21 protein-coding genes are annotated in these 19,860 nt (G+C 57.3%); 7 read left to right on the top strand and 14 right to left on the bottom strand.

Annotated elements, in window-relative coordinates:
- Positions 1 to 27: 27 nt before the first annotated feature.
- The 6 genes from ACR0AM_RS07575 to ACR0AM_RS07600 all read right to left on the bottom strand — a co-directional run bounded on the left by ACR0AM_RS07575 (position 28) and on the right by ACR0AM_RS07600 (position 3,718).
- Positions 28 to 822 carry a DUF1217 domain-containing protein gene (locus ACR0AM_RS07575; protein ID WP_480622554.1) on the bottom strand — a complete coding sequence of 265 codons (795 nt, stop codon included), beginning with the start codon at positions 820 to 822 and terminating at the stop codon, positions 28 to 30.
- Positions 819 to 1,220, bottom strand: a complete 402-nt coding sequence (gene flbT, locus ACR0AM_RS07580; RefSeq protein WP_480622555.1) for a flagellar biosynthesis repressor FlbT — start codon at positions 1,218 to 1,220, stop codon at positions 819 to 821. The genes ACR0AM_RS07575 and flbT overlap by 4 nt, the downstream gene beginning before the upstream one ends.
- Complete coding sequence (gene flaF, locus ACR0AM_RS07585) at positions 1,220 to 1,594, bottom strand: flagellar biosynthesis regulator FlaF (RefSeq protein ID WP_480622556.1); 375 nt, start codon at positions 1,592 to 1,594, stop codon at positions 1,220 to 1,222. Before flaF ends, flbT begins: the two co-directional genes overlap by 1 nt.
- Positions 1,595 to 1,671: 77 nt before the next feature.
- On the bottom strand, positions 1,672 to 2,883 hold the full coding sequence (locus ACR0AM_RS07590; protein ID WP_480622557.1) for a flagellin N-terminal helical domain-containing protein: 1,212 nt from the start codon (positions 2,881 to 2,883) through the stop codon (positions 1,672 to 1,674).
- Between the two features lie 210 nt (positions 2,884 to 3,093).
- Positions 3,094 to 3,453: a flagellar biosynthesis protein FlgN gene (locus ACR0AM_RS07595; protein ID WP_480622558.1), complete on the bottom strand. Its 360-nt coding sequence runs from the start codon at positions 3,451 to 3,453 to the stop codon at positions 3,094 to 3,096.
- Positions 3,443 to 3,718, bottom strand: coding sequence for a rod-binding protein (locus tag ACR0AM_RS07600; protein WP_480474173.1), 276 nt, complete (start codon positions 3,716 to 3,718; stop codon positions 3,443 to 3,445). Before ACR0AM_RS07600 ends, ACR0AM_RS07595 begins: the two co-directional genes overlap by 11 nt.
- Positions 3,719 to 3,828: 110 nt before the next feature.
- On the opposite strand from ACR0AM_RS07600, the gene ACR0AM_RS07605 reads away from it, so the two are divergent.
- From ACR0AM_RS07605 to ACR0AM_RS07615, 3 genes are read left to right on the top strand one after another with little or no spacing between them, the layout of a single operon-like run.
- Positions 3,829 to 5,073, top strand: a complete 1,245-nt coding sequence (locus ACR0AM_RS07605) for a flagellar hook-length control protein FliK (protein ID WP_480622559.1) — start codon at positions 3,829 to 3,831, stop codon at positions 5,071 to 5,073.
- Between the two features lie 3 nt (positions 5,074 to 5,076).
- Positions 5,077 to 5,739 (top strand): flagellar hook capping FlgD N-terminal domain-containing protein, encoded by a 663-nt coding sequence (locus ACR0AM_RS07610; protein WP_480474175.1) that lies wholly within the window; start codon positions 5,077 to 5,079, stop codon positions 5,737 to 5,739.
- A gap of 50 nt (positions 5,740 to 5,789) precedes the next feature.
- Entirely contained in the window at positions 5,790 to 6,677 is an 888-nt protein-coding gene (locus tag ACR0AM_RS07615) for a phosphotransferase (RefSeq protein ID WP_480622560.1), read from the top strand.
- On the opposite strand, the gene ACR0AM_RS07620 is transcribed toward ACR0AM_RS07615, so the two are convergent.
- The 5 genes from ACR0AM_RS07620 to ACR0AM_RS07640 form a co-directional block, all read right to left on the bottom strand.
- A complete protein-coding gene (locus tag ACR0AM_RS07620) occupies positions 6,670 to 7,974 on the bottom strand; it encodes an NAD(P)/FAD-dependent oxidoreductase (RefSeq protein ID WP_480622561.1) in 1,305 nt (434 codons plus the stop codon). The two genes, ACR0AM_RS07615 and ACR0AM_RS07620, sit on opposite strands and share 8 nt — an antisense overlap.
- Positions 7,971 to 8,789 carry an ABC transporter permease gene (locus ACR0AM_RS07625; RefSeq protein WP_480474178.1) on the bottom strand — a complete coding sequence of 273 codons (819 nt, stop codon included), beginning with the start codon at positions 8,787 to 8,789 and terminating at the stop codon, positions 7,971 to 7,973. The genes ACR0AM_RS07620 and ACR0AM_RS07625 overlap by 4 nt, the downstream gene beginning before the upstream one ends.
- A complete protein-coding gene (locus ACR0AM_RS07630) occupies positions 8,786 to 9,676 on the bottom strand; it encodes an ABC transporter permease subunit (protein ID WP_480474179.1) in 891 nt (296 codons plus the stop codon). The genes ACR0AM_RS07625 and ACR0AM_RS07630 overlap by 4 nt, the downstream gene beginning before the upstream one ends.
- Complete coding sequence (locus ACR0AM_RS07635; protein WP_480474180.1) at positions 9,676 to 10,803, bottom strand: ABC transporter ATP-binding protein; 1,128 nt, start codon at positions 10,801 to 10,803, stop codon at positions 9,676 to 9,678. The genes ACR0AM_RS07630 and ACR0AM_RS07635 overlap by 1 nt, the downstream gene beginning before the upstream one ends.
- 69 nt (positions 10,804 to 10,872) lie before the next feature.
- Complete coding sequence (locus tag ACR0AM_RS07640; RefSeq protein ID WP_480474181.1) at positions 10,873 to 11,958, bottom strand: polyamine ABC transporter substrate-binding protein; 1,086 nt, start codon at positions 11,956 to 11,958, stop codon at positions 10,873 to 10,875.
- 140 nt (positions 11,959 to 12,098) lie between these two features.
- Here ACR0AM_RS07640 and ACR0AM_RS07645 point away from each other — a divergent pair, with 140 nt between their 5' ends.
- Positions 12,099 to 12,782 carry a GntR family transcriptional regulator gene (locus ACR0AM_RS07645; RefSeq protein ID WP_480474182.1) on the top strand — a complete coding sequence of 228 codons (684 nt, stop codon included), beginning with the start codon at positions 12,099 to 12,101 and terminating at the stop codon, positions 12,780 to 12,782.
- 77 nt (positions 12,783 to 12,859) lie between these two features.
- Positions 12,860 to 14,257 (top strand): aspartate aminotransferase family protein, encoded by a 1,398-nt coding sequence (locus tag ACR0AM_RS07650; protein ID WP_480517901.1) that lies wholly within the window; start codon positions 12,860 to 12,862, stop codon positions 14,255 to 14,257.
- A gap of 52 nt (positions 14,258 to 14,309) precedes the next feature.
- Here ACR0AM_RS07650 and ACR0AM_RS07655 read toward each other — a convergent pair whose 3' ends face one another.
- Together ACR0AM_RS07655 and ACR0AM_RS07660 are read right to left on the bottom strand one after the other, a co-directional pair.
- Positions 14,310 to 15,626 carry a lytic murein transglycosylase gene (locus ACR0AM_RS07655; protein WP_480622562.1) on the bottom strand — a complete coding sequence of 439 codons (1,317 nt, stop codon included), beginning with the start codon at positions 15,624 to 15,626 and terminating at the stop codon, positions 14,310 to 14,312.
- Between the two features lie 62 nt (positions 15,627 to 15,688).
- Positions 15,689 to 16,402, bottom strand: a complete 714-nt coding sequence (locus ACR0AM_RS07660) for a helix-turn-helix transcriptional regulator (RefSeq protein WP_480484146.1) — start codon at positions 16,400 to 16,402, stop codon at positions 15,689 to 15,691.
- An 84-nt stretch (positions 16,403 to 16,486) separates the two neighbouring features.
- Between ACR0AM_RS07660 and ACR0AM_RS07665 the strand changes: the two genes are divergently transcribed.
- Complete coding sequence (locus tag ACR0AM_RS07665) at positions 16,487 to 17,185, top strand: glutathione S-transferase family protein (protein ID WP_480622563.1); 699 nt, start codon at positions 16,487 to 16,489, stop codon at positions 17,183 to 17,185.
- Complete coding sequence (locus tag ACR0AM_RS07670; RefSeq protein ID WP_480622564.1) at positions 17,182 to 17,568, top strand: DUF1801 domain-containing protein; 387 nt, start codon at positions 17,182 to 17,184, stop codon at positions 17,566 to 17,568. The genes ACR0AM_RS07665 and ACR0AM_RS07670 overlap by 4 nt, the downstream gene beginning before the upstream one ends.
- Here ACR0AM_RS07670 and rnr read toward each other — a convergent pair.
- Positions 17,559 to 19,817 carry a ribonuclease R gene (gene rnr / locus ACR0AM_RS07675; protein WP_480622565.1) on the bottom strand — a complete coding sequence of 753 codons (2,259 nt, stop codon included), beginning with the start codon at positions 19,815 to 19,817 and terminating at the stop codon, positions 17,559 to 17,561. The genes ACR0AM_RS07670 and rnr overlap by 10 nt on opposite strands.
- Between the last annotated feature and the right edge of the window lie 43 nt (positions 19,818 to 19,860).

Below are 19,860 nucleotides of genomic sequence, written 5' to 3' on the forward strand. Positions count from 1 at the left end.
CCCGGACTTTTGCCCCGCGTCTTCTGATCACACAGCCCCAAGCAAGATCAAAGCGGTCTGCGCTGGCGATATCGTACTCTGAAGACCCGCGATTTGACTTCTGGCCAGATAGGTGTCGGTCAGTTTCTCAACTGCTTTCTGGTCCGAAAACTGTGCCAGATCATCCGATCCAGTCAGATGGAATAGCCGGCTTTTGAACTCGACCAATTGTTTGTCGATATCCAGTTGGGCGAATGACTGTGGCAGCCCAAGCGCCGTTTCCATCATTTTGCGCAGTGGTGGAAATCCCATAAGATCGAACCATTTCGTATCTGTACTGCTTCCGCTTTTCGCCAGATCAGACAGCTCACGCTGGGCATAGAGCGAAATGCGCATCGTCTCATCCGACTGTCCGACCGCTATCTCAAACCGCGCAGACAGATTGGCCTGGGCTATCTGTTCCATATTGGTAACCAGCACCGTTTTTCGAACAGCTCCCGGGCCAAACCCGAAAGCATCCGAAAATTCCCGGTACCGTTTATCTGCCAGACGATTGGACAAAGCGTCCTCCGCCTGGGTTCCATCCTCCAGGATTTTCCGGATAAAGAACCGGTTGTCCACATCCGCCTCCAACCCAAAGGCCCCCAAAGCGACCTGCAACAATCTGCGGTCCGAAACCAACTGTTCGGCGGTCTTCACTTTCCCAATGTTGTCCAGGAAATACTTCGTCTCCCTCTCATTCACTGCCGAAGACGAGAAACTTTGAAACTGACCTTGATAAGTACGTTGCAGAAACCGCCAGCCGACGATCCCGCCAGTGGGGATGACCGGTTGAAAGCTCATTGCTGATAGGCCATCAACCGTTCTTCGCGCGGAAGAAGCGAGCGAAGTGACTTGAGGCATTTATAGTATTGCTCGGCCACCAGCGCGTCTGTTGCTTCGGACAACACACGGCGGCTGTCTGTATCTGTAAAAACCTGGCTCAGCTCTTCCACGTTGCGCAACAGGTGTTGACGTGCCCGGACCGGATCCATGTCTCCGGACAGAACAAGCTGTGCAGCATAGCAGACACGGCGCACTGGAGTATTTACTTCATCCGGGTGTATCGCATCGCGCAGCCGCAGGACATTGGCCTGCGGCGTCATGATCGAAAACCGGCCACGACGGTCGCCGTTTTCAATCACAACACCATTGATCAGCACCCTTTCCTTCGGGGCGAGTTTCAGAACCAGCCCGCTCATCACGTTGCCCTCATCTGGCGCAATCCGCGCAAAATCGCCGTGTTTATTTCAAGCAATGGTTCGATGGATGCGCCGTCCGCTAAAATGCGGCTGCTGTGCAGTTCCGTAAACTCGGCAAGGTAGAAGATCCTGGCGCGAATATCGTTTGGCAACGCGTTTGCCGAATCCGCGACACCTGTTGCCAACACACCCCATAACCGGCGGTTCTCGTGAACGGCTTGAACAAACGCTGAGAAATCCGTTGCCTTGCGTGCGGTAGCCGCCTTGAGACGCCACGTAATCCTGGAAATTGCCTCATATTCAGTGTCACGGGGCGTTCGCGTCGGCGCGGCGGCTTGCGCATAAGTGTATTGAGCGAGGGTTTGCGGGGTCACTTGAATTCCTTCCAAAAAGCCGTCGTCAGGTAGTCACGACCGGGGCGCGAAAACCGCGCCCCGGACCGCGTTGCGTATTAGCGGAACAGCGACAGGATCGACTGCGGTGCCTGGTTGGCGATCGAGAGCGACTGTGTCGCCAGCTGCTGCTGTACCTGAAGGGCCTGCAAACGCGCCGAGGTTTCTTCCATGTCAGCGTCGACCAGCGCGCCGATACCGGATTTGAACGAGTCAGAGAGATTCGAAATGAACTCTTTCTGGGTCTCGATACGACCCTGCGCCGAGCCAAAGGCGGCCGAAGCATCAATCGACGTGTCGATCAGCGATTCGACAGCCGCCAACGCTGCGGTTGCCCCCGCACCTGTCGACACATCAATACCTGCCAACGCGCCCAAACCGCCGGCACCCGCATTCACGAACTGAGCCGAGAACGAAATGTCAGATCCTGTGCCGTTTGTAACCGACAACGTACCCGCATTGCCGGAGTCGTAATCGACGGTCAGACCGGTAATTCCAAGCTCTTCGAGCTTCGATTTCAATCCGACAGCAACAAGGTCACCGGTCGTCGTCGCGGCAGCATCTTCCGCAGAAACGGTATAGGACACAACCTGATCGTTAATGGCGACGACAACCTTATCTCCGGCAGCGAAAGCACCGCTGGATTCATCGGTAACCAACGCCGTCGCAGCCGTCGCACCATTGTCAATGGTTGCCCCCACGCGGTCATTGCCGGTCGATGCGCCGGTAGAGCCGTCGAAAACCTGTTTGGTGACATACCCACCGGTCGACAGGTTCTGCCCCGAGACCGAGATTGACGACGCAGTCACCGCCCCGGTGTTGTCACGATCCAGCGATGCAAGGATCGAGGCAGAGCCGGTCGAGCCGTCAACAAGGTTCAGACCGTTGAACTGGGCCGCGCTGACAACCGATGCGATCTGATCCTTCAGTGCGGTCACATCGTCATTGATCTTACCGCGATCAACGTTGTCTTCCTGCGCCGCGACGATCTTGCTTTTCATCTGAGTCAACAGGTCGGTGACGGTTTCAGATGCATTTCGCGCAACCGCAACAGTCGATTCGCCCAGCGCGAGGCTGTCTTTGATCGCGTTGAAGCCCTTGACGTCGGATTCCATCACTTTCGAGATCGCCCAAACCGCCGAGTTGTCCTTGGCTGTCGCGACGTCCTTACCGGTCGAAATCGCGTTCTGGGTCATTGCCAGGTTCTTGTTGACCGACTTGAGAGTTTGCAGCGCAACCATCGCGCCATTGTTTGTCAGAATGCTGGACATAGCTTTTATCCTTTTGCCTTCGGGCCATTTTCGCCCATGTTCACCCCACAGTATCTGCGGGCATTGGTGTCTTTCTGACTTGTGCGACGCGCCGCGTGGCTGTTCGCGCCACCTGATGCTTCCAGGTGCAGCATCACTTTTGAGCCCGATCCCCTAACGGAGTGCTAAAACGCCCGAACCAGAAGTTTCAGATTTGAATCAAACCCAGGCCTATGCGCGCTTTTCCAGCTTTGCCGTGTTACGAACGGGAAATTCACTTCGTTGCCCATCCGCGCCGTAAGTGCTGAATTCCTGCCGAACCCGCCGCAGTTCGGCCATGCGGCTGGCCACGGCCCGAATCCCGTCGGCGGCACTGTTCAGCAATGCCTGATTGCGTTCGACTTTCTGCTGCACCCGCATGAGTGCATCGCTGTTCAGCACCTGAAGGTCGTTGATCGCGCCAATCAGTTTTTCTTTTTCCGGCACCATATGCGTCAGACGATCCAGATCACCCTGGACAAGCGCCGCACGCTCCAGATCCAAAACTTCTTCCAGAGATTTGATCAGTGCCATGTCGGCCTCAGACGTCATCGGTTTTCTCCATCAAAGATTTCAGCAGAATTTCTGATAAGCCCACTCCGCCAGCCCGGGCCAGTTGCCGGGCCTGATGCTGAACTAGAAACGAAGAGAACTGGTCTTCACCGGCCCCGCCACCGAAGGACTGGCGCGTTTTGCCCAATCCGGCGGACTTCATCATTTCGCTGAGGAATGCGGCCTCCAACTCGATGGCCGCGCTTTTTAGTCGGGTCTGGGTCAAGGGCGTTTGAACCGCCTGGGGAAATGTCGAAACCTGCATGGTATTCTCCGAAAATGCTTCGAACTTTCTCGATCAAAGGTGAAAGCGGTTAAAATAAACGTAACTTCCTGCGGGCAGAGTTCTGATCAGTCACACGGAGCCAGAGCAAAATGCCCAAACCACTAACGCTGGCGGCCGCAGCGCCAACAGCAACTGCGAAACCCAATTCGCCCGCAAAAGAACCGGGTCGTGCTACCGGGGTGGGCAGTTTCGAGGACATCCTTGAACAGGGAAACGAAACAAGTCCCGCCACCGACAATACGGTTTTGGACGCTTCTATCGAAACCACCGACGAAACTGCCGAGATTGAGGTGGAGGCCATTCTGCCAAACACGGCTGAGGCATCTGTCGTGGCGATTTCACCTCGGGCACCAGAGTTGGCAGATAACATTTCACCGCAGACCGAAATTGTCGGAACGTTTGAAACGCCTACGGCGAATACGGTGCATCCCGCGCCGTTTATACCTGCTAGGGCGGATATCCCCGCAACGGGCACGACAGAACCGGAACAAACCGTTGCGTCAACGGGTCTACCCCGTCAGACCGACATTCAACCCTTTGTGCCTGGGCAACCAACCGAAAGGCAGGTTCACGCCGCTTCGACCCAGGTCGTGCCTGCCCAAAAACCCACAGAGGCTTTGCCTGTTTTGGGCCAGCCACCCCAATCTAAGGACCAGACAACCGGGGTGAAAACCGAACGGCTCCTTGAAAGCACAAAGGCGGCGCCCGAGACAGCAGAAGTCGCTGCCACGCCCAAGCCGACAAATCCAACCCGCGCGACACCGGTTGCGCAGCTTCAACTGATCCTCAACTCAATCGAAGCGGAACAGGCGACACCGGCGCAGGAGGTTGACGCGGGGTCCATCGCCTTAAACGAACCCGTTCAGCAAGCCCCCCGCGAGGTGGCACAACACACGGCGATGCCCTCTCCGTCCGCCCGTGCTGAAATTGCTCGTGCTATAGCCGGGCAATTGGCGGCAACGATTCAGACCCGACCGGGAACCGGCATCATGGAAATCTCGCTAAGCCCCGAAGAACTGGGGCGTGTATCCATTGTGCTGAACGGTAGGGATGACGGGCTCCAGATGACAATCGCCACCGAACGCCCGGACACGATGGAACTTATACGCCGCCACCTGTCCGTTCTTACGGAGGAGTTTCAGAAACTGGGCTATGGAAACCTGAACATCGATCTGGGGACTCCGTCGGATTCAGGTGCACGGGATAAACCGGCAAATGAATTCGACGCTCAGGCCACACCGGAATCCGAACTGGTTCGGAACGTACACCTCGCGCAAGCCACGCCACATCCACAAACTCCTGCTCCGGTCAGGGGCATCGATATGAGATATTGAAAGATGATCACACCCGTCACTGCCACACAGGCTGCCACATCTCAGGAAACTGCCGGTCCGTCCCGAAGTTCTGCGATCACTTCGGATTTCGAAACGTTTCTGTTGATGCTGACCGCGCAAGCCCAGAATCAGGACCCGCTGGAGCCGATGGACTCAACCGAATACGCATCGCAACTTGCGCAGTTTTCGATGGTTGAACAACAGGTTCAAACCAATGACCTGCTTTCCGCCCTGACCAGCACGCTTGGCAGTGTCAATCTGAACGACCTTGCAAGCTGGGTCGGAATGGACGTCAGATCTGCCTCGGGTTTTCATTTCAACGGCCAGCCAGTGACCCTGTTTTCGCGCGCGGATTCTGACGCGGACGCAACCAAACTGGTGATCCGTGATCATGAAGGCACAGTCGTCGACACGGTTTCTGTTCCTACAACGGCGACGGAGTTTGCTTGGGCAGGTGTAAGTTCCTCAGGTGATCCGATGGCTGCTGGCAACTACACCGCGACGCTTGAAAGCTACAAGAATGACCGGCTGATTTCCGAGAAACCCGTCGCTGCCTATAACCGGGTCGTCGAGGCGCAGGTGGGAGAAGATGCTGTTCTGCTGACCCTGCAAGGCGGTCAGGTGATTCCCGCAGATCTGGTCACGGCTGTTCGAACGGGCGCTTGATCTGTTGGGCTGGACGGGCCAAAGGTTGGCAACTTGACTCGCCAGAAGAAGTGAAAAGACCTCTGCCCAACCTGCCTGCCCCCCCTCATGATCTGGTTGAACACCTCAGCTCTCTTGGGCTGGTCAACATGTATGCGCAGTTCGAAATCCTGTATGGCGGTCGGACCAACAGGGTTTGGAAAGTGCTGGGGGACGACGGCGACAAAGTGCTGAAGCTTTACAGCCCGACCCTGCGCAACCCCTTGTTTCGAAATGATGCAAAGCTGGAAACCCTCTGCCTTAAGGCGCTTGGTCCGACCGGTTTTGTGCCAAGGCTGCGCGCCGCAGGACAGCACAAGGACGCGCATTGGGTGTTTTACGACCACGCACCCGGAACACCCTGGCGGAATGGCTCGGACAAGGTTGGTGAACTGCTGCGCAGGCTGCATTCGCTGCCCAACACCATTCCAGCGCCTGCCGGGTGCAACGGCAGCGCGGATCTGATGGCCCATGGGTACAGAATTCTGCAAGGGTGCAGGTCAGAAACCCGAAACGAACTGGCAGTATTGCAACCCTCGATATCTGTCCCCTCCACGACCAAGACTTGCCTGATCCATGGCGACCCGGTCGCTGGGAATATTCTGGTTGCATCCCGCGGCCTGACCTTGATCGACTGGCAATGTCCGGCCTTTGGCGACCCGTGCGAAGACCTTGCGATGTTTCTGTCCCCGGCGATGCAAAGGTTGTACCGGGGCTCACCTTTGTCGGACGCGGAAGAAGTTCAGTTTCTGTCCGCCTATCGCGGACCTGAGATTGTTTCCCGTTATCAACGGCTCAAGCCATGGTATGCTTGGCGCATGGCCGCTTATTGCCTGTGGCGCGCGGAAAACGGTGCACCCGACTATTCCGAAGGCTTGAAACTGGAAATCGAAACCCTGAAACCGAACGAATTCACCTGAGGTCCGAAAGCGCAAACAAGGCGTATGCCGGTGGCATCAATGCGCGACGCCAGCGGCCCAACGGAAACCGTTCAGGAGTTTGCCTCATCGGGGCTGGCAAACGGGCATCCTTGCCCAAAGCCAGCCGTGCCAATGCGCGTCCGCTGTATGTGCCCATAGCGACGCCGTTGCCATGATACGCAAATCCGGCAAACATGCCTGGCTGCATGGGCACGGCACCAACAAAAGGCATCAGGCTTCGCGAGAGGCACACCATACCTGACCAGATATGAGTCGCCTCAACCGCCGCCCAGGCCGGGAACATGCGTTTGAAATCCTGTTGAACCTTTGCCCGGATCGCGGCCTCGGACCGGGGCGACGATAACAAACCGCCTCTCATTCCGAACAAAAAGCGCCCATCCGGCATCAGGCGAAAATAGTGCAGAAGATTACGCGTGTCGTAACATATCTGGTCCGAGTTCCAGCCCTGCGCCGATAGTTCAGCCTGGCTAAGCGGGCGCGTTACCATCACGGTCGATTGCGCGGGCAAGTAGCGTCCGGACATCCAATCGGGGATGTCTTCGCTAGAATACCCGTTGGTACAAATCAGCACGACCTGAGCGTTAACCTGCCCTGCGCTTGTTTGCAGTCTGAAGCCGGACGTTGTTTTTTCAATGTTCAGAACGGGGCTGTTCTGAAAGAAATTCACACCCGAAGCCGCCGCAGCGCTTGCCAACCCGAACAGGTATTTCCGGGGATTGAGCCCAAAGCCGACCGGCAGAGTATACCCTCCGAAAAATGCACCACCCATACCAAGCGCTGGCAAATCAGCAGCTTGGTGCAGAATGCCGGTCTCGTCCGCGTGTCGGCGCAGGACATCCATCGCATGTCGCGAATGGGCCAGTTGGGTCTCACCATTGGAATGCGTATCCGCATCTATCTGATGCCGCGCCAGCAGATCGGCAACCAGCTGGACCGCGTCCTGTTCAGCCGTCTCATAGGCCTGCGCCGCTTCGCGGCCATAGCGGCGCACCATGGACTTTTGCCCTAGCTTCGATCCGCCAAGACAGCAGAAACCGCCATTGCGACCTGATGCGCCCCACCCCGGTGGGCCTGCCTCGAGCACAGCAACCGAGGTCGCGTTTTCAGCCAGATGCAAAGCCGCTGAGACCCCTGTAAAGCCGCCACCGACGATGGCGACATCAACGTTCAGATCGCCCTGAAACTCTGGCCAGTTCGGGTTTGCAATGGTCTCGTCCCACCAGCAACCATCACGAGGACCCGCACCATAGGTGTATTCGGGAAATATCCGTTTCATTCGGTGCGCGCAGCGGCCTGCTCGTCCTGCCGTTGACGCATCATGGCGCGCTTGGTCACAAGTGAGGCCGTTATCACCCCAACCGTCACGACCGCAATCATGATCGTCGACAGCGCGTTTATCTCGGGGCTGACGCCCAGCCGCACGGCCGAAAAGATCTTGATCGGCAGGGTCGTCGCCGACGGGCCCGATGTGAACGACGCTATAACCAGATCATCCAGCGACAATGTGAAAGCCAGCAGCCAGCCCGAGATTACCGCGGGCGCGATAATCGGTAGGGTGACCAGACCAAAGGCCTGCGCGGGTGAACAACCCAGATCCAAAGCGGCTTCTTCCAGCGATTTGTCGAATGTCACAAGCCGTGACGAGACGACAACCGACACAAAACACATCGAAAATGTTGTGTGCGCCAGAACGATGGTCAGGATACCCCGGTCCAGCCCGATCCCGATAAAGAGCAACAGCAGCGACAGGCCGGTGATCACCTCGGGCATCACAAGCGGTGCGTAGATCATGCCGGAAAACAGTGTCCGACCAAAGAACCGCTTGCCCCTGACAAGCACATAAGCGGCCGCAGTCCCCAGAATGGTTGCCAATGTCGAAGAAAACACCGCAACCCGGACCGTGACCCATGCGGCATCCAGAAATGCCTCGTTCTGAACCAGTTCGCCATACCATTTGGTCGAAAACCCGGCCCAAACCGTGACCAGCTTGCTTTCGTTAAAGCTGAAGATGATCAGGATGATCATCGGAATATACAGGAACGCGAAACCCAGCGTCAGCGAAACCGTATTGAACCAGCTTAATCTGTTCATCCGTCAGCCTCCGCCTGTTTCTGCTGGTTGCGCTGGAACAGCACGATGGGAACGACCAGAATAAGCAACAGCACGATCGCGACAGCACTTGCCACGGGCCAGTCTCGGTTCGAGAAAAACTCTTCCCACAACACCTTGCCGATCATCAACGTGCCGGACCCACCCAGCAGTGACGGGATCACAAACTCGCCGATCACGGGGATCATCACCAGAAAACAACCTGCGATGATGCCCGGTCTGGACAGTGGAACGGTGACCAGCCAGAAGGCTTGTGCCCTCGAACAACCCAAATCCTCGGCCGCCTCGATCAGCGAACCATCCATACGTTCCAATGACGAATAAATCGGTAGGATCATGAACGGGAGATAGGTGTAAACAATACCGATATAGACGGCAGTCGAGGTGTTCAGGATCGTCAAAGGCGTCGAAATGATACCCGTCCACAGAAGCAGTTGGTTAAGGTACCCTTCATTCGACAGAATGCCCATCCAAGCATAAACCCGGATCAGGAATGACGTCCAGAAAGGCAGGATCACCAGCATCATCAGCGTTGGGCGCCATTCCTCGGGCGCACGGGCCATGCCATAGGCGATGGGGTAACCAACCAGCAAAGTCAGGAAGGTTGAGATCAAAGCGATCTTGACGCTGGACAGATACGCTTTCCAATACAGGTCGTCCTCGGTCAGCCAGACGAAGTTTTCAAGATCAAGTTGGCTGAAGAACTCTTTGATCCCCGCCCAACCAGCGGAAAAATCCAGTGTCGGTGTATAGGGCGGGATCGCAAGCGCGGTATCCGACAGCGAAATCTTCAGAACGATGAAGAATGGCACCATGAACAGCGCCAACAGCCAGACATATGGTATGGCAATCAGAACAGCACGGCGCATCAGTCGACCAGCAGAACCGCAGCGGTGGCCGTCCAGGACAGCCAGACCGGGTCTTCCCAGGTGAATGAACGGCGCGAGATGCGGCGGGTGTTGGCCGTCTGCGCCTTGATGATTGTGCCGTTTGCAAGTTCAACGTGATAAGTGGACAGATTGCCCAGATACGCGATGTCATGAACCTTGCCTTGCACCGCATTCACTGCATCCGCCGGACGCTCGGCCGAGATTGTCACTTTTTCCGGGCGGATCGCCAGATGGCACAACTGACTGTTTTCAAAGTTCTTCGCTGACGCTGCGGTCAGCGGCGCTTGCCCTTCAGCCCAGTCTACCTGATAGGTATCCTCTCCGACAGATGTCGCGCGCCCTTCTATGATGTTCACGTCCCCGATGAAATCAGCGACATAGACCGAGGCAGGATTTTCGTAAATCCGGTCCGGAGTGGCAACCTGCATAAGCTGACCCTGATCCATCACCGCCACACGGCTGGCGACTGTCATGGCCTCTTCCTGATCGTGCGTAACGATCACGAATGTGGTGCCGGTTTTTTCCTGAATATCCATCAGTTCGAATTGGGTGTCCTGGCGCAGTTTCTTGTCCAGTGCGCCCAGCGGTTCATCCAGCAGCAAAAGCTTGGGTGCCTTGGCAAGCGAGCGCGCCAGCGCCACACGCTGCCTCTGCCCACCCGAAATCTGATGCGGTTTACGGCGGGCGAACTGTTCAAGCCGGGTCAGGCGCAGCATTTCTTCGACCCGGTCTTCCAGATCATGTTTGGGCATTCTGTCCCGGCGCAGGCCAAAGGCGATGTTTTCCCAGACGCTAAGATGCGGAAAAAGGGCATAGGACTGGAACATCATGTTTACGGCACGCTTATTGGGCGGGATCGGGTCGATATCCTTCCCCCCAAGCAAGATTTGGCCTTCGGTCGGTGTTTCGAACCCGGCCAGCATCCGCATCATCGTCGTTTTGCCACATCCAGACGGACCAAGCAGGGCAAAGAACTCTCGCTCGAAGATATCCAGAGACAGGTTGTCGATGGCAGTAAATTCACCAAAACGCTTGGTCACGTTTCGGAACTGGATCAAGGGTTTCGCCTGCGGGTCATCCCATGGCGCAAAGACGTCAGAATTCACTACGGCCCTCGTTCGAATAGCTGAAAAGAGAGGCAAGGCGGCGGCGCCGCCCTGCCGGTGCAATTCGGATCAGGTGCCCGATTTGACCTTGGTCCACAGACGCGTCACGACCCGCTGCGTTTTCGCCGGATAAGGTGTCGTGATGTACAGGTTCTGCATCGTGGCATCATCCGGGTAGATGGCCGGATCGCCGATCACGTCCTCTTCCAGAAATTCCTGAGACGCTTTGTTGCCGTTGGCGTAATACACATAGTTCGATGCCGCCGCCATGTTGTTGGCGTCCAGAATGAAGTTAAGGAACGTGTGTGCGCCTTCGGGATTTGGAGCATCGACAGGAATTGCCATCTGGTCGAACCACATCAGTGACCCTTCGGCGAAGGGGTGATACTCGATCTCCACCCCGTTATCTGCCTCTGCGGCACGGTCGCGTGCCTGAAGGATGTCACCCGACCAGCCAACAGCAACGCAGATGTCGCCATTTGCCAGCGCATTGATATATTCCGAGCTGTGGAATTTCTGGATATGCGGGCGGACTGCTGTCAGAACCGCTTCGGTCTTGCCGATCACGTCCGCGTCGTGGCTGTCAGGGTTTTCTCCAAGGTATTGCAGCACCATGGGAATGATCTCGGCCGGGGCATCCAGGAAATGCACACCGCAAGTGGCCAGCTTTTCCATGTTCTCGGGTTTCAGGACCAAGTCCATGCTGTTCAGGGCAATGTCGTCGCCCAGAACCTCTTTGACCTTACCGACATTCACGCCGATCCCGGTTGTTCCCCACATATAGTTGATCGAATACGCGTTGTCCGGGTCATAACCGGCAGTTCGCTCTTCGATTACATCCCAAAGGTTTCCGGCGTTCGAAAGCTTGCTTTGGTCCAGCTGCTGAAACGCGCCGGCCTGGATCTGGCGCTGAAGGAATGTACCTGACGGTACAACTACATCATAGCCCGAGCCACCGGCCAGCATCTTGGTTTCCAGAACCTCGTTGCTGTCGAACACGTCATAGATCAGGGTCAGACCTGTTTCTGCTTCGAACTTGCTCAGCAGTTCTTCGTCGATGTAGTCGGACCAGTTGTAAACACGCACCTCTTCAGCAAATGCCGCCGAAGTCCCCAATGCGATGACCGCTGTCATGGTCAGCGTTTTGATTGTCATATTCTTCTCCCTGCAAGTGTACGGGTATTTTCCCGTTTTTTTGGATTTGATCAAGTTTTGCGTTTTCCCTCGATCCAGCGTATGGTTTCACGTGGCCAGTCACCTGACAAGTCAGGCTTAGTCGAAATAGGAAGAACCAATTGGATTTGATCAAAAATAAGGCATATGCGCCGTCGACCGAAGGGGGCAAACAACCCGCGCATGAGCAGGTTTACCAAACACTCAGATCACAGATTCTGTTCGGTGAACTGGTCCCAGGTCAGCCCGTCACGATCCAAGGTCTGACTGATTCGCTGGGTGTTGGGATGACTCCGGTCCGCGAAGCGATTCGCCGGTTGATCTCGGATGGAGGGTTGGTTTTCCAGGGCAATCGGCGCGTCAGTGTACCGTTGCTGAACTCCAACGATATTGAAGAGATGATCTTCGCCAGAATTTCAATAGAATCAGAGCTTTCCAGACGTGCAACCGCCAACCTGAAAACGCAGGACATTGATCACTTGGAACGCCTGGACAGGCATTTGGATCGCATGATCGCCGATGGAGATGTCGGTGGCTATCTGCGTTTGAACCAGGCTTTTCACGAAACGCTGTATTCTTACGCAAACGCGCCGATCCTCAGTGACCTAGCTGAAAGACTTTGGTTGCGGTTTGGCCCCTCATTGCGTGTTGTCTGCGGGCGCTTCGGCACACAGAGCCTTCCGGATCGGCACAAGGACATTATTGCCGCTTTGCGCGTCGGTGACGCTGAAATGACCGCAAAGGCAACCGCCCAGGACATCGAACAAGGCATGGACCTGATGGCGGAAGCATTGACGTCCGTCTGATTCAGCCTGATTCGATTGACACGAAAAAATTTGATCATATTGTGTTCGCCAACTGCGTTCTTGAAGGAGATTCTCCGATGTCTACCATCACCAACCATATGCCGACCGCCGAATTGCAGGCGCTGGATGCGGCGCATCACATTCACCCCTTCTCGGCCAATGGTGCGCTGGGGAAGGAAGGGGCGCGCGTGATCACACGTGCCACTGGCGTTTATCTGACTGACAGCGAAGGTGAAGAAATTCTGGACGCCATGGCGGGCCTGTGGTGCGTCAATATCGGGTACGGGCGTGATGAGCTGGCTGATGTTGCCGCGCGCCAGATGCGCGAGCTGCCCTATTACAACACCTTCTTCAAAACGACCCACGTCCCGGCGATTGCTTTGGCTGCCAAGATTGCCGAACTGGCTCCGGGCGACCTGAACCATGTCTTTTTTGCAGCAGGCGGGTCCGAGGCAAACGATACCAATATCCGCCTCGTGCGCACCTACTGGGCCCAGAAGGGCCAGCCTGACAAGAACATCATCATCAGCCGAAAGAACGCCTATCACGGCTCATCCGTGGGCTCGGCCTCGCTGGGTGGTATGGCCGGGATGCACGCACAGGGTGGCATTCCGATCCCGAACATCCACCACATAAACCAACCCAACTGGTGGGCCGAAGGCGGCGACATGTCGCCCGAAGAATTCGGTCTGGCCCGCGCGCGCGAGCTGGAAGAGGCGATTGAGGAGTTGGGCGAAGACCGGGTAGCCGCCTTTATCGCCGAGCCGGTTCAGGGTGCAGGCGGTGTGATTGTCGCGCCCGATACATACTGGCCGGAAATTCAGCGTATCTGCGACAAGTACGATATCTTGCTGATAGCTGACGAGGTCATCTGCGGATTTGGCCGGACAGGCAACTGGTTCGGCTCTGAAACCGTTGGCATCAAACCGCATATCATGACCATCGCCAAGGGCCTTAGCTCGGGCTATGCGCCCATCGGCGGGTCCATCGTGAACGACGAAATCGCCGAAGTAATCGGCGGTACCGAATTCAACCATGGCTATACCTATTCCGGCCACCCGGTCGCGGCTGCCGTGGCATTGGAGAACCTGCGCATCCTCGAAGAAGAGAAGATCGTTGAGCATGTGCGCGACGTTGCCGCCCCCTATCTGAAAGAGAAATGGGAAGCACTGGCAGATCATCCACTGGTGGGTGAGGCTAAGATCGTTGGCATGATGGCATCTATCGCGCTGACCCCGGACAAAGCAAACCGCGCCAAATTCGCATCCGAACCCGGCACGGTCGGCTATATCTGCCGTGATCGGTGCTTTGCCAATAACCTGATCATGCGCCATGTCGGCGACCGGATGATCATCTCACCCCCGCTGATCCTGACGCCTGCGGATATCGACGAGATGTTCGTGCGGATCTACAAGTCGCTGGACGAAGCACAGGCCGAGATCATTGCGCAGGGGCTGATGAAAGCCGCATCCTAACTCAGCGATTTATGCATCTTAAAAGGCGGTCCATATGGGCCGCCTTTTTTTGTCATCGCAACCGCTCCAGCAGGTTTGGCGTGGGGTATCCGTCCGGGACCAACCCTTGCGCCAGTTGATACGCTCGAACCGCGTTGATCGTATTTGGCCCAGTGCGCCCGTCGACACCCTTTGTGTCAAAGCCCGCATCCGTCAGACGTGTCTGAAGTTCCTTTTTCTCGGCAAAGCTCAGCACCCGATCGCCGCGCGGCCAGTCAGATTGAAACGGTGCGCCCCCCGCAAGCCGGTCGGACAGATACCCGATGCCGATCACATAGGCATCGGCCCCGTTATACGCCTCGATCACGTTGAAATTGTCAAAAATCATCAGCGCGACGCCCTGACTTCCAGCCGGAAGCAGGATCGCGGCCTTCCCATGATCCGGCACGACGGTGCCATCCCGCGCCACGACACCCTGTGCAGCCCATTCGGACGGCATCAGCGTAAAATCACGACGGGCTGAGGCGTAATCGAAATCCGTGGGCAGACGCACCTCCACGCCCCACGGCTGACCCTTCGTCCAACCATGCCGCGCCAGATAAGACGCCGCCGAAGCCAGCGCATCCGTCGGGTCATCCGACCAGATGTCGCGCCTGCCATCACCGTCGAAGTCTACCGCGTGATCCAGATATGACGTGGGCATGAATTGCGTATGCCCCATTGCGCCCGCCCAACTGCCAAGCATGTTGCCGGCACTGATATCACCAGCCTGCACAATCCGCAGGGCAGCGACCAACTGCGTTTCAAAGAATTGTGCCCGCCGCGCATCAAAGGCTAGCGTCGCCAATGAACGAAGCGTTGGACTGCTGCCGCGATAAGACCCGAAAGAGGTTTCAAGTCCCCAGATGGCTGTGACCACCTCTTTTTCGACGCCGTATTCAGCCTCGATCCGGTTCAACACCTGCCGATGCCGCTGCAGGGCGGCGCGCCCATTCGACAGGCGCGTTTCCGAAACTGCGGTCTCAAGATACTCCCAGATGGGTTTCGAAAACTCCGCCTGATTGCGATCCCGTTCCAGGACATCTGCGTCATAGCTCATGCCCGAAAACACCTGAGTCAGTGTTCCCTGCGAAATGCCCTGCCGCCGCGCGCGGCCCTGAAACGCGCCAAGCCAGGTCTGAAACCGTGCCGTTGTCGCAGAAGCCACGGGCAAGGCCTCAGTCAACGGGCGCGGGACCGGACGGATCGAAACGGTCACATCCGCCGAAGCCAGTTGCAACGCATCGCGCGATATCCCGCTGTCTGCCCATCTGGTATTTTCTGTTGTTTCCGCCTGCACTATGGATGCCCACAATGCGACGGTCATGACGCCGCCTACGCATTTTCGCATTCCGTTTTTCCTGATTACTGCTCGACCACAGGGTAGCGCAAAATCGGAAATTCACAAAGAGCTCAGACGTTCGCCTCACGCTCCTGCGCGGCACGCTCTGCCCGAATGCGTTCCAATGCTTCGCGCAGCAGGGGCACGCGGTTCGGCCTGAAACTTTGTTCCGTCACTGACATATCCTGCAAGCGATCCAACCGGAAAACGCGAAAATCCTGTCGCAGGTGGCACCAGCCCAACAACACGTTCGAGTGATCCAGATAGACGATGCTCAACGGGTTGACGCGCCTGTGCGTAGCATCGCCTTTCGCGTCCGTATAGAAAAACTCAACCGCGCGCTCATCCCACGTCGCCTGCCGCAGAGTGGCCACGTCAATCGTGGGTTCAGGCGGGCGGTTGAACCGCGTAGCAGCCAGAACCGCATGGCTGAGCCGGTGGGACTGGCGTTGCGGCAAGCGTCCCTGAAGTTTCCGCAGGGCCGTGCCCGCTGCGCCCGACAAAGCCGGATCGCCAATCACCTGAACTTCGCGCAGGCCCAGAACCAACGCTTCAAGCTCATCATCAGTGAACCCCAATGGGGGCAGGGTTGCGTCCTCGATCAGCGTAAAGCCAAACCCCGCTTCGCCATCGATCACGGCACCCAGTCCACGCAATGCATCAATATCCCGATGAATTGTTCGGGCCGAAACACCCAAATCCTGCGCCAACTGTTCGGATGTTCTGGGCGAAGGGCCAGAACGCAGGGCTTGCATCAGTTGGAACAAACGGGCGGTGCGGGACATGATGTATTATAGCTTATCCCTAATGACAGAAACTGTCATTAGACCCCGATACTCAGTCAGCACCCCATAACACGGAGCCTTATAATGCTGACCCTTCTCACCTTCCCCTCTGCCTTCGGCCTGTTCAGTGCCAGCCCCTTCTGCGTCAAGACAGCATTGATGCTTCAGCAGTCCGGCCAGACCTGGCAGCGCTCGGACATGCTTGACCCCCGTAAGATGCCCCACCAGAAGCTGCCCGTTTTGCGGACGCCGGAACGCCTAGTCCCGGACAGCGACCTGATCCGCGATTGGTTGGAACAGCAGGGCGCGGATTTCGACAAAGAGTTGACGGATGTCGAAAAGGCGCAGTCTCGCGCCCTGGTGCGCATGGCCGAAGAGCATCTGTATTTTCACATCGTTCTGGATCGCTGGGGCAATGACCAAGTCTGGCCAATCTTACGCGATACGTTCTTTACCGGAATTCCGGCTTTGATCCGAAAACCCGCATCCAATGCGATCCGGAAATCCGTTCTGAAGGGAATTACGTCACAGGGAATCGGGCGATTTTCGCTGTCCGAACGGCTGGACCGGATCGAACGTGACCTCGAGGCGATCTCGGCCTATCTGTGGCAATCCTCTTTCCTGCTTGGGGACCGGCCGACATCGGCTGACATGAGCGTTGGTCCAATGCTTGCCGCTATGCGTGCCACACCTGCGGACACCCCCCTGACCCGCCGGATCAAACAGGATAACCTGCTAAACAGTTACGTGGATCGGTTGGAACAGGCGATACCAATTGCGTGAAACCTTTCGAAAACCCTTTGGTCGCTTCGGCCTTTGAAGCCCTGCCCCCGCAAACCCGTGCGGGGGCACTGGCCTTGCGGGCACTTGTGTTTGACACGGCAGCCTCTCTGCCTGCCGCCCCCACGGTGCGAGAGGAACTGCGCTGGGGTCAGCCCGCCTATCTTGCACCCAAAGGGTCAACGATCCGGCTGGGCGCGCACAAGTCGGCAAGTTTCGCCTTGTTTGTGCACTGCCAAACCCGGTTGATAAGCGATTTCACATACGCCTTTCCGGGCGAGGACCAGATAGATGGGAACCGTGCCGTTCTGTTTGATGACACTACACAAATCGATCCAACACGCCACGGATGGCTGATTGCCCGGGCGTTGACCTATCACCTCTGACGGCGTTTGCGTTCGACCTTGCGCTTGATCTTGTCCTTCTTGCGCTTGGTGCTGATCGCTTTGCGCCGGGATGATCGCCCTTTTGGCCCCTGTCCGCGCGGCAGGGTCTGGTCGTCAATGGACAGCAGCTCCAGCTCCAACCCGCCGGTCACTGGTGTCGCTTCGGTCAGTCGAACGGTGACACGTTGACCAATGGCGATAGTCAGCCCCGTGTCCGCCCCCATAAGTGTCCCGGCCTCGCGGTCGAAATGGAAAAACTCGCGCCCAAGTGATCGCACCGGAACCAAGCCATCCGCACCGGTTTCGTCCATTTTGACAAAAGCACCAAACCGGGCAATTCCGCTGATCCGGCCCGTGAATTCATTGCCAACCCGTTCGCTCAGATACGCGGCCAGATAGCGGTCAGTCGTGTCCCGTTCAGCCATCATCGAGCGGCGCTCGGTGTCCGAGATATGAGTGGCCGTTTCTTCGAGCCGGGTAATCTCGTCTTCTGTCAAACCGTCCGTGCCCCAACTGTGGGCCGAGATCAGCGCCCGATGCACGACCAGATCGGCATAGCGCCGGATAGGAGAGGTGAAATGCGCGTAGTTCCGCAGCGCCAGCCCGAAATGGCCGAAGTTCTCAGGGTTGTAATATGCCTGTGCCATTGACCGCAGGGTGGTCAGGTTGATCAGTTCCGCATCCTCGGTCCCGGCGGCGGCGTTCAGCAGCGCATTCAGGTGGCGGGTTTGCAGCACCTGCCCCTTGGCGAGGTTCAATCCGGCAGCCTGCGCCGTTTCCCGCAGGCTTTCCAGTTTCTCGGGCGCGGGTTCCTCGTGCACGCGGAACAGCAGCGGACGGCGCTTGGCGATCAGTGTCTCCGCAGCCGAGACATTGGCGAGGATCATGAACTCTTCGATCAACCGATGCGCATCCAACCGGTCACGGAACGCCACGCTTTCAACATGACCCGTTTCGCTGAGCACGATCTTACGCTCGGGCAGGTCCAGTTCCAGCGGCTGTCGCACAGCCCGCGCTTTCTTCAGCGCGGCATAGGCGGCATAAAGCGGTTTCAAGACCGTCTCCACCAATGGCCCGGTGCGGTCGTTCGGGTTGCCGTCGATGGCCTCCTGCACTTCGGCATAGTTTAGCGACGCGACCGAACGCATCAACCCCCGCACGAAACGATGACCAATCTTGTTACCGTCCGCGTCAATCTGCATCCGCGCAGCGATACAGGCACGCGGGACGCCTTCATGCAGGGAACACAGATCACCCGACAGCCGATCAGGCAGCATCGGGACCACTCGGTCAGGGAAATAACTTGAATTGCCTCGTTTGCGCGCCTCACGATCCAGGGCCGAGCCAGACAGCACATAAGCAGCAACATCGGCGATAGCGACCCAGATCACATGTCCGCCGGGATTCTTCGGGTCGTCATCCGCGTGCGCGTAGCAGGCATCATCACGATCACGCGCATCCGAGGGGTCGATGGTCAGCAGCGGCATGTCCCGCAGGTCCTCGCGGCCCTTCAGGCCAACGGGTTTGGCATTGTCTGCTTCGGCTATGACCTTGTCGGGAAAGTCATCCGGGATACCGTGCTGATGGATCGCGATCAGCGAAACAGCCTTGGGCGCGGTCGGATCACCCAACCGTTCAACAATGCGGGCGCGTGGCAGGCCCATGCGATTTTTTGGCCCGGCCTGTTCGGCCTCGACCAATTCGCCGTCTTTGGCACCATGCACCGCGCCATCGGCAACCAGCCATTCGGTCTGGCCGGCCTTGTCGATAGGGACGATCCGGCCCCCTTCGGCCCCTTTGCGGAATATGCCCACGATCTTGCGCGGGTTGGTTCCGATCCGGCGGATCAGACGGGCTTCGTAATTGTGATCTTCCTCGTGCACGACGGTCAGGCGGGCCAGAATACGGTCACCCTCGCCCAAGGCCGGGTCGCTGGCCCGCGCGATGATCAGAACGATGGGCTCGACCCCTTCGCCATGCCATTCCAGTGGTCGGGCGAACAGATCACCATCGGCATTCGGCTCTTTCACCTGCAAGACACTGACAGGTGGAAGACGGTCCGGATCGCGATAGCTGCGCTTGCGTTTTTCAAGGTGTCCTTCGGCCTCAAGCTCTTTGAGGATGCGCTTGAGGTCAATGCGATCCGCGCCCTTGATACCAAAGGCTTTGGCGATGTCGCGTTTCGAGGTCAGGGTGGGGTTCGCCGAGATCCAGTCAAGGACCTCCTGCTTGGTGGGGATGCGAGTCATGCTTCCGGCGTAGCACGCGTTTGCGACCGCGTCATGACCAAAA

This window comes from Ruegeria sp. AD9, assembly GCF_056542305.1.